Below are 15,058 nucleotides of genomic sequence, written 5' to 3' on the forward strand. Positions count from 1 at the left end.
GGCACTCTTGCCCGCAACAAAACCGCCGCCTCGCCCAAGTGCCCCGCATGTCGCCCTCCCGTCTCAATTTCCAGCTCGATGCCCAGGCCAGCGACTCCCGCGCCCGTGCCACCACGTTTCACACGCTTCACGGCACCATCCAGTCGCCCCTCTTCATGCCCGTCGGCACTCAGGCCACGGTAAAAGCACAGACGCAGGAAACCCTGAACACCTCCGGCTCGCAGATCCTCCTCGCCAATACCTACCATCTCCTGCTACGTCCTGGTCCCGATGTCTTCACCAGGCTCGGTGGCATCCACAAATTCATGAACTGGCCCGGCTCTGTCCTCACCGACTCCGGCGGCTACCAGATCTTCTCGCTGCCCCACTCACGCTCCATGACCGAAGCTGGCGCCGTATTTCAAAGCTACGTCGATGGCCAGCGCATCCTCCTCAGCCCCGAGCTCAGCATCCAGACCCAGCGCGCCATCGGCAGCGACATCATGATGGTGCTGGACCAGTGCATCCCTTCCACCGCCGACGAGGCCACAACACGCGCCGCCCTCCAGATTACCCAGCGCTGGGCCCTGCGCAGCCTCGCCGCACGTGAAGACTCCCCGCAGTCCATGTTCGGCATCGTCCAGGGTGCCCTCTACCCACACCTCCGCCGCGAGAGCGCCGAGGGCCTCATGCAGATCGACTTCGACGGCTTCGCCATCGGCGGCCTTGCCGTTGGTGAGGAAAAAAGCGAGCGCGAAGACGTCTGCGAACTCACCGCCGCCATGCTTCCGTCCGATCGCCCCCGCTACCTCATGGGCGTCGGCACCCCCGTCGATGTCCTCGAGGCCGTCCATCGCGGTGTGGACATGTTCGACTGCATCATTCCCACCCAGGTCGCCAAGCGCGGCACCGCCTTCACCTCCCGTGGCATCGTCGAGCTGCGCCGTTCCGTGTACAAATTCAGCGAAGACCGCCTCGACCCCACCTGCACCTGCCCCGTGTGCGCCACTCACACCCGCGCCTACCTCCACCACCTCACCAAAACACAGGAGCCCCTCGGCTGGACTCTCGTCGGCCAGCACAACATCCACTTCTACCACCAGCTCATGCGCGAAGTCCGCCAGAGCATTCTCGAAGACCGCTTCCTCCCGCTCTATCGCGAGCGCCGCGAGATCCTCCCCATCGAAGACATCGACCACCCCGTCACCCACCCGAAGCGCACCTCCGCCAAAATCCACCACGAAGGCGACTACGAGCTCCACGGCCAGCCGCCCGTCATTCTGCACACGCCCAGCCTCCGCATCATCCCTACCACACCACATCTCGATCCCGCCATCGAGTCCCAGCTGATCCAGCACCTCCGCCTACCTGCCGACTCACCGCCCCTCATCGTCTGGGACACCCACCTCGATGCCGCCGCCACCGCCATCGCCATCATCCTCCTCTACGAATCCGAAGCCGCCAAAGGCCCCGTCCGGCCCCTCCATCTCACCAGCTTCAGCGCCGATCTCTCTCCGTTAAAGCTCGCCCTCCACCACAAGCGCCACTTTCCCTACCTCCGCCACGGCGCTGCGGACACCCTCATCCGCCGCGATGTGTGGGCCTCCCGCTACTGCCCCGGGCTTCAGTGGACCCTCGTCAAAGACGATGCTCAAGCTCCCCAGGCAGACATCGTCATTCCTTAGTCACTTCAATGTCATGCGTCTTCGGCGCTCCCGGCTTATCTTCTGGCTTCTTCCGCTTGAGGAAATGCCCGATGTCCACGCCAAAGTACGCCAGGCAGTTGATCAAGAGCGCCGTCGCCGCCGCCTCGTCCAGGTTCCCAAACACCGGAACATTGTCCGGGATGAACTCCACAAAACCTGCTGTGATATTCAGCAGGTAAAGGGCCGACACAATGCCCGAAGCGAGCACCAGAAGATCACGAATGAATTTCATAGAAAAGGAAAAGGGCAGGGGATGAAGAATCTCACTGAATATGCCCCTCTTCCGCTCTCGACGCCAAAACATCCTGACCCCAATTTTGGAATCACCCGCCCGTGATGCAGTTAGTTTCGTCCTCCGTCGTCTTGCCGAAAATCGTTTCTGCCCGCACTCCGAACGTCCAAAAACCACCGCATTGTTCCAGCGCCATAAGTGATGCGGGCACTCTGGCCTGAAATTTCGAACGCCCCAAAATCCTAGCCACACCCCCGGTTCATTTCAGGCTTGTCCCACTCTCCTCAATCCGTCAGGATCACTCCACGCGCCTCGCATCACCGAGCCTCCACCATGCGAACACACCTTCTCCTTCTCGTCTTCCTCTTCACCGCGTCCCTCTCCGCCGCCGACCTCCCCACCGGCCAGGCCACCCCCGAAGCCGTCGCCTGCGATGCCGTCATGGCCTACATCAATCGCGACTCCAAAGCCTGGCTCGCCACCCTTGTGCGTCCTATCTACGGAGAAAAGGGCAACAAGGAGTTCGACTCCTTCAAAAAGCAGATGGCCGAGGCCGCTGATAAAGCCAGGACCGACCCATCCTTCCATCCTCCACGCATCATCAAAGTGCACAAAGCACGCCAGTTCTCCCTCAACGGCCCCGGTTCCGCCGCCTATGCTGTGGCATTGTTCACCGGCAACATGTTCGTCGACATCATCATCGAGCCCGCACCCGGCAAATCCGCACGCCTTCGCTACCACGTCCTAAAAGACAAAAATAACAAGTGGTACTTCGAGCCACGCCCCGACCTCTGCCCTCTCTTCTCCATGGGCCTCAACGATGAATCAGACTCGACAGAAGTCCTCTACGAATCCCCATGAAAGCAATCTCTTCATCACTTCACCTCGCCACGTTCCTCATCGTCGCACTGGCCCTGGCCGCCTGCACCCATCTCGAAGACGACACCACCGGCAAATCAGACATCTGTGAGGTCCATCACGTCCGCATGACCAAGCGCCCCCTGAGCTTTCGCCACGGCATGATCCCCATGAGCAAAGTGGAAGGAGAAAAAGGCTGGTGGAAGCACCGAATGGACCATTACCCCCATCCCGGCGACTGCATTCCCGCCACCAACATCGTCCTCCCCGGCCAGGAAAGCCGCGCCCTCTCCTTCGTCTGCCCCGTGTGCCAGCAGGCCCACGCCCGCGCACTCAGCTCAGGCCTCGCGCCAGCCCCCTAAGCCGCCTTGGCGCGTTGTTGCCTAGGTGACGCGGAGCGCGCACACCCTTCCGCCCTCATTCAGGTCATTCACTTTTGGAAGTCTTCTCTGCGGTCTTCTAATCTCTCGCGTTGTAAAAATCATTCCCCCCATTTTCTGCCCCCACCTCAGCGATGACCCTCTCCCAAATCGACCACCTCGCCCTCCGCTGCGCCTCCGTCGCTGCTACCAGCGACTGGTATATCACCACACTCGGTTTCGAGCACGTCTATCCCGGCCATGGCGGTGGCGTCCCCGTCATCCTCCGCCTCGGCTCCACCTTCCTCACCCTCTTCCCGCACAAGGAAGACGACCCACCCGCCAAAAACGGCCAAGCCTGGCACCTCGCCCTCCGCGCGCCCACCTACGCCGACTTCCAGTCCGCCCAGGCAGAACTCACCACCAAAGGCATCCCCTTCCAGTTCCGCGACCACGACATCTCCCACTCCATCTACTTCTCCGACCCCGACGCCTTCCTCCTCGAAATCACGACGTACGATCTCGAAAAGTAGTCCAGAGCTTTAGCTCGTTCCGGCATGCGTGCCCGCCTGCAGAAAAGGCACTCTCCCTCTCACTTCCCATGCTCGTCCACACCCACACCGAGCCCGGTGGCAAGCCCCTCAACGAAGACTACCTCATCGCTCGCCGCCACCCCTCCGCCCACGGCACCTACCTCTGCCTCCTCGCCGATGGCCAGGGCGGCCAGTCTCACGGCGCTCTCGCCGCCCGTACCGCCTGCGAGAGCGCTTGGACCCACGCCATCAATCAGCCGCCTCACACCCTCTCAGAAAAAGGCACTTGGTCTAACATCCTCCAGCGCGCCGATCATAAAACCTCCCTCACCGGCGGCTTCACCACCCTCATCGCCCTCAGCATCACACCAGATCTCATCGCAGGCGCATCCTCCGGCGACAGCAAAGCCTTCTTCAAACATCCATCACAAACCGACCTCGCGGAATGGACCAGTCACCAGCGCAAAAATCCCCCCGTCGGCAGTGAATCCGCAGACTTCGTCCCGTTCATCCACCCCGCCATCAGCGGCTCACGCCTCATGCTCCTCTCTGATGGCGTCTGGAAATACTCCGGCTACGAGGCCCTTAAACAATCCTTCGCCCTCCCAGCACCCTCCGTCCCCGACCATCTCCGCCAAGCTGTACTAAGCCGAGCCGGCTCAACACTCTCCGATGACTTCAGCATCATTACCATCGACATCGACTGAAGTTAAATTCCACACGCCCTAGCATTCCCGACCGCTGCCCACATTCGCTTCAGGAGGCGCAACCCTCATCGCGCCCGCCTGTTTACACCGCTCCCCCCCCCTTCAACCCATGATGAAAAAACCCATCTCAGCCCTCGCCTTTGCCGTTGCGTTCCTCGGCCTCAGCTCATTGGCCCAAGATTCCCAACCCGCCAACGACACCGCCACCGCCGCCCAAACCTTCCTCGCCACCCTTGACGCCGCCCAGCGCGCCAAGGCCACCTACGATTTCAAAGACGCCGCCCAGCGCAAAAACTGGTCAAACCTTCCCACCTCTTTCGTCAAACGCGGCGGCCTGCGCCTGGGCGATCTCACCCAGGCCCAGCGCGATGCCGCCATGTCTGTCGTCGAGTCCGCCTTGAGTCCCCAGGGCTACGCCAAAATCCAGGAGATCGTCGAGGGCGATGAATACCTCAAAACCCACAACAACAACGGCGGCCGTCGCCCACCACCCGCAGGCCCTCCAAGCGGACAAGCACAACAGCCGTCAGGGCAGGGGACTGCAGGCGGCGGCCCACCCGCCTCACCCAAAGGCCCCGGGAGACAAGGCGGCGCCCCAATGTTCGGCCATGATGAATACTACATCTCCTTCCTCGGCCAGCCCTCCGCCACCGCACCTTGGATGATCCAGTTTGGCGGCCACCACCTCGCCATCAATATCACCCTCGTCGGTACTCACGGCACCCTCGCCCCCAGCCACACCGCCGCCCAGCCCGCCATCTACGAGCTCGAAGGCAAAACCGTCCGCCCCCTCGGCGATGAAACCGACAAAGCCTTCGCCCTCCTCAGTTCCCTCAATGAAGCCCAGCGCAAACAGGCCGTCCTCGGCTTCGAAATGCACGACCTCGTCCTCGGCCCCGGCCGCGACGGGCAGACCATCCAGCCCGAAGGCATCCAAGGCTCAGCCCTCACCGACAAACAGCGCGAACTCCTCCTCGACCTCGCCAGCGAGTGGACCGCCATTCAGAGCGACGCTTTCGCCAAAGCCAAAATGGAAGAGATGAAAAAGCACATTGAAGACACCTGGTTCGCCTGGAGCGGACCCGTTGAAAAAGGCGGAGCCGCCTACTTCCGCATCCAAGGCCCCACCGTCCTCATCGAATACGCCCCCCAAACCCTCGGCGGCGATCCCACCAAGCACATCCACACCATCTATCGCGACCCCACCAACGAATACGGCGCTCAATGGTGGAAGCCATGAGACTACTCCGCCTTCACACACTGTGCGTGTCGGCTCTACTCGCACTCCCATCCTCCTCTTTCTCTCACCAACTCGACGAATACCTGCAATCAACCCTCGTCGTCATCGATCCCGCAACCATCCGCCTGCAACTCATCCTCACCCCCGGCGTCTCCATCGCCGACCACGTCATCACCTACCTCGACCCCAACGCCGACGGCATCATCTCGCCCGCCGAATCCTCCACCTACGCCACTCTGCTAAAGCGCGACCTCCACGCCCAGTTGGACGCACTCAGGCTCGATCTCACTCTCACAGCCTCCACCATTCCCAGCCCAGAAGAGCTGCGCACCGGAGCAGGCCTCATTCAGTTGGAATTCACCGCCTCACCCGGCTCCCTCGCCGCAGGCCCTCACACCCTCGTCCTGCAAAATCGCCACCTCCCCGCCACCAGCGTCTATCTCGTCAACGCCTCCAAACCCCGCACCCCCGAGATCCAGGTCACCCAGCAAGCTCGCAGCTTAAACCAAAGCATCAGCACCATCGCATTCACCTACCATCCACCCACCAATCCCTCTCCCTCCCTCACCCTCATCGCCTCATTCTCAGCCCTTCTTATAACCGCATCCGCATTCTTTTGGCGATTCCTCAGCCCAAGGAAAAGCGAACAGGCATAAGCGGTTGCCAAATTTCAAAACAATCACCCCAGCAGAGCCATTCTGTACTGGGAGCGCCGGCATCCTGCCGGCTCCGGTCGCGCGTCCCCACAGCCTCGACAAGCATGAACCTGCCTGGGCAGTTGGCAGCAAAAAAACGCGATGACAGTCACCCCGCCTTCGCCCAGCTTAAACTCGTCAGACCACTCTCTTCCCCTCTCGCCAACAACGCTTTCCCATCCTCTCTATCTCTCATGTTGTTCCTGCGACTGTTTTCACTGCCTTTGCTGCGCACGGGGAGACGTTGGAGCAGGTCCGCTTATTTTTGGCTGGCTCTGGCAGCAGGCGGATTTGTGAGTGCCATGTTATCGTCCGGCGGTGTTCGCTACGTGTTTCTGTGGCTTGCGAGTGTTGCCAGCTGTTACTTTTTCCTGTGCCTCATCGCCCATCTATGTCTGGAGTTGGGCTTGAGGAAACTGGCCCGGTCGAAATGCCCGCTCTGCCATCACGTCTTCGGCCGGGAGCATGCCGCCGCTGCGTTTGCGGCCCACACACGTTTCTGTTCAGAGTTTATCCGGGAGGCCAAGGGCGCATTCTCCATAGACCTTGGAGGGGCGTTTAGCTTCGTATGTCCTCAATGTTCCAAGTCTCTCTTCTTCGACTACATGGACATGCAGGATGTAATAGCAGGCGATGACGAGGAGGAAGAACATGAAGATTGCTCTTTGCCGCTCTAGAGTGAAAATTGGATCCATCTAAAAATGAAATCAAGCCGATGGCTAAAATAGTGCCAGATGCCAGCACGACGATGGCTATGCATCGAGCCACTGGCTTGCCTGTGATGGAAGCCAAGGCATTCATCATCGAAGAATCCCCTGAACTCGTCCGGCGTATTTTGGAGGGCCATCGTGTGCAGCTTATGACTCAAACGTGGGTGAGACTGCACGATCCGATCGAAGACGATCCGGTGGCGGGGGGGACCGTCCGGCAAGTGCTTGAACAAACCGGCTCTGAGATCGAGGCCGAACATGCTCATGAACGGCCGCGTGGCCTTTGTTATCTGATTTGGCACACCGCTCAGAAGCGCCTTTTGCTCGATCACGCCATTGTCTGGTATACTCCCGCGCAGATGAATCCTTGCTCGTGTTTCGACTGAACAGCTTGCGCTTTACTTCATAGTTCGAAGCCTTCCATGCACTCAACGTCCTCCTTAAACCTCCTTGTCCTCCGCTCGCCGGACATCGAACGTGCCGCCCAGTTTTACAGGCAGATGGGCCTCCTCTTCACCCGCCACTCCCACGGCTCCGGTCCCGAGCACTACACCTCCGAAACTGCTGGCATGGTCTTCGAGATCTACCCGCTCACCCCCAAATCCCACTCCACCACCGGCACCCGCATCGGCTTCCGCGTCGATTCAGTGGATCAAATCCTCCCTCTCCTCGTTCAAGTCGGGGCCGAGATCCTCACCCAGCCCACTGACTCCGAGTGGGGACGCCGTGCCGTCGTCAAAGACCTCGATGGTCATGTGGTCGAATTGCTAACGCCTTCCCCAGCCTGACTGCATCCCATGAAAAAGCTTCCACGCGTCCTCCTCATCACCAGCCTCGCACTCACCATCGCCCTCCTTCTGTCTCTACAACTCGGCTTCTGGCTCCCCGATATTTTAAACCCCTCTGAACACACCCTGGCCGAGCAGCACCTACCCACCGGACACCAGTTTCAAGTCGTGCAGTATTGGAATGGCATGGATTTCTATTCCACTGAACTGCGCATCACCACGCCAGACGGCAGCACCGCTTCCCACACCTTGGACGGAGACGACAGCAAAAGCTGGAGCCTCCCTCTGCTGATCGATGCGCCCCATCACACCGCCACGATCACACTCAGTGGCAATCGCGCGAAAACAGTAGATTGGAAATGAGAGCCACCGTCTTGACCGTTGACTCCTTGACCCTTTCCCCTCTACTTCTTCACCCACCCATCCTTCAGCGTCACCGTCCGGTTAAACACCGGCGCACCGGGCTTCGAATCAATCGGGTCCGCATAAAAATAAGCCACCCGCTCAAACTGCCAGTGACTCCCCGGTGCCGCATCCTTCAGTGAAGGCTCCAGCTTCGCCGTCACCACCTCACATGAGGCCGAATTCAGGAACTTTGCGAAATCGCCGTCTTCGCCCGCGTCAGCATCCGGCGTCTCCACCGTGAAGAGGCGGTCATACAGCCGCACCGTCGCATCCACCGCATGCCACGCGCTCACCCAGTGGATGATGCCCTTCGGCTTCGTGCGCCCTTCCGGCTTCTTCCCGTGGCGCGTCGCATCATCATACGTGCAGCGCAGTTCCACGATGTTCCCTGCGTCATCCTTGATCACCTCCTGGCAGATGATGCAGAACGCAAACTTCAGCCGCACCTCACCACCCGGCTTCAGGCGGTGAAAGCCCTCAGACGGGAACTCCATGAAGTCATCCGCTTCAATGTACAGCTCCCGGCACAGCGGCACCTGCCGCGTTCCCGCCGTCGGATCTTCCGGATGATTCTGCGCATCAAAATACTCCACCTGATCCTCCGGATAGTTCGTGATCACCACCTTGATCGGCCGCACCACGCCATACGCACGCCGCGCCACCTTGTTCAGGTCCTCGCGGATCGAGTGCTCCAGCAGCGCGATCTCCGTCAGCGAGTTGAACTTCGTCAGGCCAATCGTCTTGCAAAAGCTCCGGATTGCCGCCGCCGTGATCCCACGTCGCCGCATCCCCGAAATCGTCGGCATCCGCGGATCATCCCAGCCGTTCACCAGATCATCCTTCACCAGACGAAGCAGCTTCCGCTTGCTCATCACCGTGTACGTCAGGTTCAGCCTCGCAAACTCCCGCTGATACGGCGCCCCCGGCAGCCCATCCACGTTGTTGATCAGCCACTCATACAGCGGCCGATGATGCTCAAACTCCAGCGTGCACAAACTGTGCGTGATGCTCTCCAGCGCATCGCTCAGCGGATGAGCGTAATCATACATCGGGTAAATGCACCACGCATCTCCCGTGCGGTGATGGTGCGCATGCAGGATGCGATACAGCGCCGGATCCCGCATGTTCATATTAGGAGATGCCATGTCGATCTTCGCCCGCAGCACCCTCTCACCCTCCTTAAATTCGCCCTTCCGCATCCGGCGGAAGAGATCCAGATTCTCCTCCACGCTGCGGTCCGCACCCGCGCTCCGCGTCCCCGGAGAGGTCAGCGTCCCACGGTTCGCCCGCATCTCCTCATGCGTCTGATCATCCACATACGCCAGCCCCTTGCCGATGAGCTGCTCCGCAAATGTGTACAGCTTCTCGAAGTAGTCGCTCGCATAGTAAAGGTTCTCGCCCCAGTCAAAGCCCAGCCACTTCACATCCGCCATGATGCTGTCCACATACTCCACTTCTTCCTTGGTGGGATTCGTGTCATCAAACCGCAGGTGGCAGCGTGCATTCGGCGCATGCTCCTGCGCCAGCCCAAAGTTCAGGCAGATGCTCTTCGCATGCCCGATGTGCAGATACCCGTTCGGCTCCGGCGGAAACCGCGTCACCACCTGCCCCCCATTGCGACCCGCCGCCAGGTCGGCGGCGATCATTTCTCGGATGAAATCAAGAGAGGCGGTAGGGGTGGCGGCAGCGTCAGACATGGAAAATGAGTGAGGGCGAACGTAGGAGACGGAAGTTTAAAGTTCAAAGTTTAAAGTTCAAAGTTCGCCGTTCTCTGTTCCCAGTTGCACACGCCCCGAATCCGTTGTTTTTCCCCCCATCCATGACCCATTCCGCCCCAGCGCCCACGCACCTTGATCTCTCAAAGCTCGGCGAGCCCGTTTATCGCGGCTCCGTTCAGAATCTCTACGCCGTCCCAGACCACCCCGGCTACGTCGTCTGCGAGACCACCCCGGCGGGCTCCGTCTTCGACGTCGGCTCCATCTTCAACATCGAAGGGAATGACCTCAACCGCGCCATTTTCCGCCACGCCATGTACTCCCGCCTCGCGCAGCCTGCCACCTGGCAGCGCGTGAAGGCCGCCATCGAGGCCACCCCCATGGACCCCGCCTGGCGCACCGAGCTCCTTTCCGGCCCCATGGAGACCATGCTCGAGCGCGGCGCCTCCACCCATCACCTCGGCATGGTCGATGCCGTCACCGGCGAGATCGTCCGCGAGGGCCTCCCCGCCAATCCGAGCTGCTACAATGTCGTACGGCGCTTTCCCGTCATGCACCCGCCGCAGCGCAATCTCCTCGGCACCCACGTTTTTGACTACGCCCAGTTCCACCAGAGCGCCTCCTATGTCGTCCCGCTTGAGTACATCGTCCGTTTCGGGGTCACCAGCGGCTCCTCTATTTTAAAGAAATACCAAAGCCTCAGCGAAGCCGCCAAGCGCAGCTACGAGCAGGAGCTTGGCCTCAGCAAGCCCATGGGCGTCTGGGAGATGCTCGAGCGCCCCATCTACGATCTCACCAGCAAATACGAGCCCGAAGACCGCGCCGTCAGCAAGCAGGAGGCCCTCATCATGTCCGGCCTCAGCAGCCAGGATTTCCTCCACACCGTCAAACTCGCCATCCTCGGCGGCTGGGCCGTCCGCGAGCTTCTCGAATCCGCCGGCCTCCTCCTCTGGGACCTCAAGTGGGAGTTCGCCGTCGCTGATGAAGAACTCCTCTTCGTCGATACCATCGACGCCGACTCCTTCCGCGGCACCACCTTCCTCGATGTCGCAGGCCGCAAGCTCGTGATCCATTACAACAAGCAGGCCATGCGCGACTACTACCGCCTCGTGCACCCCGACTGGTACGCCGGCATCAACGAGGCCAAGGCCCACGCGCAGAAAGTCGGCACTCCCTTCAAGCAAGTCCTCAAAGCCGGACAAATCGAAGGCAAATGGCCCCACACCCCCGAGGTCGATCCCGCCTTCCTCGATCTTCAGGCCCGCAAGACCGCCCTCATCCGCCAGCACGTCGCCTCCGAGCGCGATGCGGCCTCTATCCGCGCCGATCTGCAAGCCACAGGCGAAGCCGAAGTGGAGTTCTACCGCCTCCGCGGCCTCCTCGATCAGCTCCTCGCCGCCAACGCCGTCGGATAATCACCGCTCTATCCCGTTTGACGGGGCCCCGGAATTGGGGCTGTGGTTCCGTCAGGGCATAGTTCTCCGTGCAGCGGCAGGCAGGGGTGGGATCATCCTGATCCCACACACTCTCACCTGGTCCATCATTCTCAAACCCGAGGACCCGGATGGTTTCTCCTCCACAATACAGAGGCGGCACAAAGTTCCGCGTCCCACGGTGGTCACACAAAGCGCGGGCAAATCTAAACTGCGCGTTGGATGAAACGGCACCGCAGGGAAAGGGAAGGGGACGGGAAACACTTCAGGTATAGCTGTCCCGCCGCCATGGGGGCAGCACATTTCTTGTGAGCCTCTGTTTCCACGCTCACCGCTTGTCTCCCTCCACGGTCATCACTCCATCCATTCCCCACACAGACGCCCTCTCAAAATCATCCGAAGGCCACAGCAGCCAGCTCAGCAAAGACGTCCCTTCGCACATCACCGAGATCCTGCAGTCATGGAATCCGCCTTTCGGCATAGGAATCTCCATCTTAACACTTCCAAAAGGTGCCACCCAGTGATCCATCGTCGAAGTGCACAGCGTCTCCACATCCCTCCGCCCATCGAGTTCCACCTCATACGCCGGAGTGTGATCGCTCACCGCCAGGTAGCGTATTGGCGTGATCCGGTCATTGATCAGTTCGCACACCATCCGGCTTGAGCCATCCTGATTTTTTCGGATTTCCCGCACGACAAGTCGCAGCTGCCGTCGGTTCAGGTGCAGCGCCACCACCTCAAACAGCAGCAATACCAGCAGCAGCAGCGTCAGCCATTGCATGATTTTCCCTCGTCTCATCAGCCGGGTACCACGTGCTCCACGCGTTCTTCTTGGGCAATCCTTGGGCGAACCTCCCGGCGCGAAAAAAGAACTCAAATAGAATGGATAAAATGCTTGCGCGAATCGCCAGAACGCTTATCCATCTCGCCCCCTTCTTCGGGAGGGGAAAAGTGATTCCTGAGTAGCTCAGCGGTAGAGCGGGTGGCTGTTAACCACTAGGTCGTAGGTTCGAACCCTACCTCAGGAGCCATTTGCAATGGCAGAGTAGCTCAGGGGTAGAGCAGAGGACTCATAAGCCTTTGGTCGGGAGTTCAAATCTCCCCTCTGCCACCACGATTTAACCCCTTCACATCGTGGTTGGCTCAAAGTCGTCCAGAGCTTCAGCTCGTTCCGGAATCGCACAATGATGCGTCGTCTCATTCGCTTCGCATATCGAACGCGCCCTCGAATCTGCCGCCTCAAGTTCGCGCGACCACAGCCCTTGCTGCTCGGAAGTGATGTGGGCACTCTTGACCGCACTGAATGTCCCTCAAGCATACGCACTGCGGTCATGAGGCATTCCACGAAGAACCGCGTCTTCCCCAGGGCTCACACGCAGGCAGGACAAAACAAACATCTGGCTGCCATGGCATGCAGCGTCCTTTCGGTCCCTGCCGCCCTTTTTGTCCTTCGGATCTTCTGCCGCGTCATTGTCATCCTCCCCTTCCTTGCCATGCACAGGCAAAACGGATATATTTTATTCGCATGTTTGCTGCGCGGGTCTGAATCCATGAAAAACCTTCGGCCATGATCCCGCTCTTGATCTCACTAGCCGCACTTTTCCTCGCAGGCATCTGGTGGCTCGATTCCCACAGCAAGCGCCTCCACTCCCGCCAGCTTTCCACTCTCGCCTCCATCACCTGTCCCAACTGCGGTCATCCTTTCGGCCAGACGACCGCCATCGCCTCACGAGACAGGTTCCTCGCTCAATGCAATGAGACAAGGCGCAGCCACCCAAACTGCAGGTTCAGCTTCTCTCCTATCTGGCCCGTTCACTGTCCCTCATGCTCAGCCACCTACGAGTTCCATCTCGATACCCTTGAACTGCGCTCCCCTCGGCCTCAATCACCCGCCGCCGTCTGACTCGTGCAGTCATCGCTCTCCATGAAATCAGCCATCGCCCTCACCGTCGCCATCCTCGGAGTGCTCCTCTCCATGGCGAACGGCTATGCCGTTCTCAAAACCACTCACGCTGGCACCTCCGCAGCTCAGGCCTTCATGCGATCGCCCGCTCCTGATCCATCCCATCTGAGCGCCATCGTTGGGGAAACAATCATTGCCGTCACCAGCCACGGATTCCTGGCCATCATACCAGCCACGTTGCTTTACGTCGCGCTCGCCGTTCTCCGGGTTCGTCAGCGCTGGTTCTACTCCTGCACCACCGTTGCCGCCATTTACTTCCTGCTCGTGCCTCCCTTCGCCACGCTTTACGGCATCATTCTGCTTGTCGCTCTACGCCGCCGAAAATCCGAATTCGGTGTCCCCGCCATCCCACCATCAATTCATTCCCCCGAGAATGAACCCTCATGACATAACCGTCATTCGATACCCCTTTGGCAGCGTAAGCCATTAGCAAACCGTGGCCTTCCATCCTCTCAGCCACCCCATCCTGCGAGTCACCGTTTCTCCACCGCCCCCGACGCAGCCACCCCGCCTCCCCGGCCTACCCATCGCCCCCTCTCGCCAAATCATAAATCATAAATCCCTGCCCCCACTCCCCCTTTGCCCTCGCCTGTCCCTCATCTATATTCTCCGCCCGATGCACCTCCCCATCCGCCCGCGCCGCAACCGCCAGTCACCCGCCATCCGCGATCTCGTTCGCGAGACCGAGCTCACCCCAGGCCATCTCATCTACCCCCTCTTTCTCCAGGAGGGTTCTGAAAACACCCCCATCGCCTCCATGCCCGGCTGCACCCGCTGGAGCATCCCGGGCCTCGTCAAAGAAGCAGGCGAAGCCCACGCCCTCGGCGTTCCCGCTGTCGTCCTCTTCCCACGAATTCCCGATGAACTCAAAACCCGCGGTGCAGAAGCCTGCCACGCGGACGACGGCCTCGTCCCCCGCGCCATCCGCGCCCTCAAAAGCGCCCACCCCACTCTCACCGTCATCACCGATGTCGCCCTCGATCCCTACAACAGCGACGGCCACGACGGCCTCGTTGCCGATGACGGCCGCATTTTGAACGACGAAACCGTCGCAGTCCTTTGCCAGCAGGCCCTCTGCCACGCCCGCGCCGGAGCCGACATCGTCTCTCCCAGCGACATGATGGACGGTCGCGTCGCCGCCCTCCGCGCCGCGCTCGATGCCGTCGGCTTCCAGGCCGTCTCCATCATGAGCTACACCGCCAAGTACGCCAGCGCCTACTACGGCCCCTTCCGCGGCGCCCTCGACTCCGCCCCCAAAGCCGGCGACAAAAAAACCTACCAGATGGACCCCGCCAACTCCCGCGAAGCCCTCCGCGAAGCCGCCCTCGACGAAGCCGAAGGCGCCGACATCCTCATGGTCAAGCCCGCCGGCCCCTACCTTGACATCATCTCAAAACTCCGCGCCTCCACCACCCTCCCCATCGCCGCCTACCAGGTCAGCGGCGAATACCTCATGATCAAAGCCGGTGCCGCAGGAGGCTGGATCGACGAAACCAAAATCATGAACGAATCCCTCATTGGCATCCGCCGCGCCGGCGCCGACATGATCCTCACTTACTTCGCTAAACAGTGGTCCGCCTCCTGGCGCTAAAGCCGGGAGCGCGGCACTCCGATGCCGCTTTGGTCATTCACGCATGCTGTGTGTGATTCGATGTGCGTGCCGCCTCCGTCCACCCAAAACCCCGGCAACTCAACGACGCAACTGCTCACCGTAGCCGCGTCCATCCAAGTCCGG

General features: G+C 60.4%; 17 protein-coding genes and 2 tRNA genes. 16 read left to right on the plus strand and 3 right to left on the minus strand.

Annotation, left to right across the window (positions count from 1 at the left end):
• Positions 1-47 precede the first annotated feature (47 nt).
• Positions 48-1,664, plus strand: coding sequence for a tRNA guanosine(34) transglycosylase Tgt (gene tgt, locus ACILSR_RS20950; RefSeq protein ID WP_395751746.1), 1,617 nt, complete (start codon positions 48-50; stop codon positions 1,662-1,664).
• Here the strand turns inward: tgt and ACILSR_RS20955 are convergent.
• Positions 1,654-1,917 (minus strand): DUF1232 domain-containing protein, encoded by a 264-nt coding sequence (locus tag ACILSR_RS20955; protein WP_395751747.1) that lies wholly within the window; start codon positions 1,915-1,917, stop codon positions 1,654-1,656. The genes tgt and ACILSR_RS20955 overlap by 11 nt on opposite strands.
• 333 nt (positions 1,918-2,250) lie before the next feature.
• Here ACILSR_RS20955 and ACILSR_RS20960 point away from each other — a divergent pair, with 333 nt between their 5' ends.
• The 10 genes from ACILSR_RS20960 to ACILSR_RS21005 all read left to right on the plus strand — a co-directional run bounded on the left by ACILSR_RS20960 (position 2,251) and on the right by ACILSR_RS21005 (position 8,170).
• A complete protein-coding gene (locus ACILSR_RS20960) occupies positions 2,251-2,778 on the plus strand; it encodes a hypothetical protein (RefSeq protein ID WP_395751748.1) in 528 nt (175 codons plus the stop codon).
• Positions 2,775-3,137, plus strand: coding sequence for a hypothetical protein (locus ACILSR_RS20965; RefSeq protein ID WP_395751749.1), 363 nt, complete (start codon positions 2,775-2,777; stop codon positions 3,135-3,137). The genes ACILSR_RS20960 and ACILSR_RS20965 overlap by 4 nt, the downstream gene beginning before the upstream one ends.
• 152 nt (positions 3,138-3,289) lie before the next feature.
• Positions 3,290-3,667, plus strand: coding sequence for a VOC family protein (locus ACILSR_RS20970; RefSeq protein WP_395751750.1), 378 nt, complete (start codon positions 3,290-3,292; stop codon positions 3,665-3,667).
• Between the two features lie 68 nt (positions 3,668-3,735).
• Entirely contained in the window at positions 3,736-4,374 is a 639-nt protein-coding gene (locus ACILSR_RS20975; protein ID WP_395751751.1) for a SpoIIE family protein phosphatase, read from the plus strand.
• A 109-nt stretch (positions 4,375-4,483) separates the two neighbouring features.
• Positions 4,484-5,614 (plus strand): DUF3500 domain-containing protein, encoded by a 1,131-nt coding sequence (locus tag ACILSR_RS20980; protein ID WP_395751752.1) that lies wholly within the window; start codon positions 4,484-4,486, stop codon positions 5,612-5,614.
• Entirely contained in the window at positions 5,611-6,270 is a 660-nt protein-coding gene (locus ACILSR_RS20985) for a hypothetical protein (RefSeq protein ID WP_395751753.1), read from the plus strand. Before ACILSR_RS20980 ends, ACILSR_RS20985 begins: the two co-directional genes overlap by 4 nt.
• A gap of 104 nt (positions 6,271-6,374) precedes the next feature.
• Complete coding sequence (locus tag ACILSR_RS20990; protein WP_395751754.1) at positions 6,375-6,986, plus strand: hypothetical protein; 612 nt, start codon at positions 6,375-6,377, stop codon at positions 6,984-6,986.
• A gap of 8 nt (positions 6,987-6,994) precedes the next feature.
• Positions 6,995-7,405: a hypothetical protein gene (locus ACILSR_RS20995; protein ID WP_395751755.1), complete on the plus strand. Its 411-nt coding sequence runs from the start codon at positions 6,995-6,997 to the stop codon at positions 7,403-7,405.
• A gap of 36 nt (positions 7,406-7,441) precedes the next feature.
• On the plus strand, positions 7,442-7,807 hold the full coding sequence (locus tag ACILSR_RS21000; RefSeq protein WP_395751756.1) for a VOC family protein: 366 nt from the start codon (positions 7,442-7,444) through the stop codon (positions 7,805-7,807).
• A gap of 9 nt (positions 7,808-7,816) precedes the next feature.
• Positions 7,817-8,170 carry a hypothetical protein gene (locus ACILSR_RS21005; RefSeq protein WP_395751757.1) on the plus strand — a complete coding sequence of 118 codons (354 nt, stop codon included), beginning with the start codon at positions 7,817-7,819 and terminating at the stop codon, positions 8,168-8,170.
• A 41-nt stretch (positions 8,171-8,211) separates the two neighbouring features.
• On the opposite strand, the gene ACILSR_RS21010 is transcribed toward ACILSR_RS21005, so the two are convergent.
• On the minus strand, positions 8,212-9,909 hold the full coding sequence (locus ACILSR_RS21010; protein WP_395751758.1) for a glutamine--tRNA ligase/YqeY domain fusion protein: 1,698 nt from the start codon (positions 9,907-9,909) through the stop codon (positions 8,212-8,214).
• 122 nt (positions 9,910-10,031) lie between these two features.
• On the opposite strand from ACILSR_RS21010, the gene ACILSR_RS21015 reads away from it, so the two are divergent.
• Positions 10,032-11,342, plus strand: coding sequence for a phosphoribosylaminoimidazolesuccinocarboxamide synthase (locus ACILSR_RS21015; RefSeq protein ID WP_395751759.1), 1,311 nt, complete (start codon positions 10,032-10,034; stop codon positions 11,340-11,342).
• 346 nt (positions 11,343-11,688) lie between these two features.
• On the opposite strand, the gene ACILSR_RS21020 is transcribed toward ACILSR_RS21015, so the two are convergent.
• Positions 11,689-12,141: a hypothetical protein gene (locus tag ACILSR_RS21020; RefSeq protein ID WP_395751760.1), complete on the minus strand. Its 453-nt coding sequence runs from the start codon at positions 12,139-12,141 to the stop codon at positions 11,689-11,691.
• Between the two features lie 175 nt (positions 12,142-12,316).
• Between ACILSR_RS21020 and ACILSR_RS21025 the strand changes: the two genes are divergently transcribed.
• The 4 genes from ACILSR_RS21025 (at position 12,317) to hemB (ending at position 14,914) form a co-directional block, all read left to right on the plus strand.
• Positions 12,317-12,391, plus strand: a tRNA-Asn gene (locus tag ACILSR_RS21025).
• Positions 12,392-12,399: 8 nt separating this feature from the next.
• Positions 12,400-12,474: transfer RNA gene (locus ACILSR_RS21030), tRNA-Met, on the plus strand.
• Between the two features lie 810 nt (positions 12,475-13,284).
• Complete coding sequence (locus ACILSR_RS21035; RefSeq protein ID WP_395751761.1) at positions 13,285-13,710, plus strand: hypothetical protein; 426 nt, start codon at positions 13,285-13,287, stop codon at positions 13,708-13,710.
• Between the two features lie 229 nt (positions 13,711-13,939).
• Positions 13,940-14,914: a porphobilinogen synthase gene (gene hemB / locus ACILSR_RS21040; protein WP_395751762.1), complete on the plus strand. Its 975-nt coding sequence runs from the start codon at positions 13,940-13,942 to the stop codon at positions 14,912-14,914.
• Positions 14,915-15,058: the final 144 nt, after the last annotated feature.

Source organism: Prosthecobacter sp. (assembly GCF_044222565.1).
Lineage (GTDB): Bacteria > Verrucomicrobiota > Verrucomicrobiia > Verrucomicrobiales > Verrucomicrobiaceae > Prosthecobacter.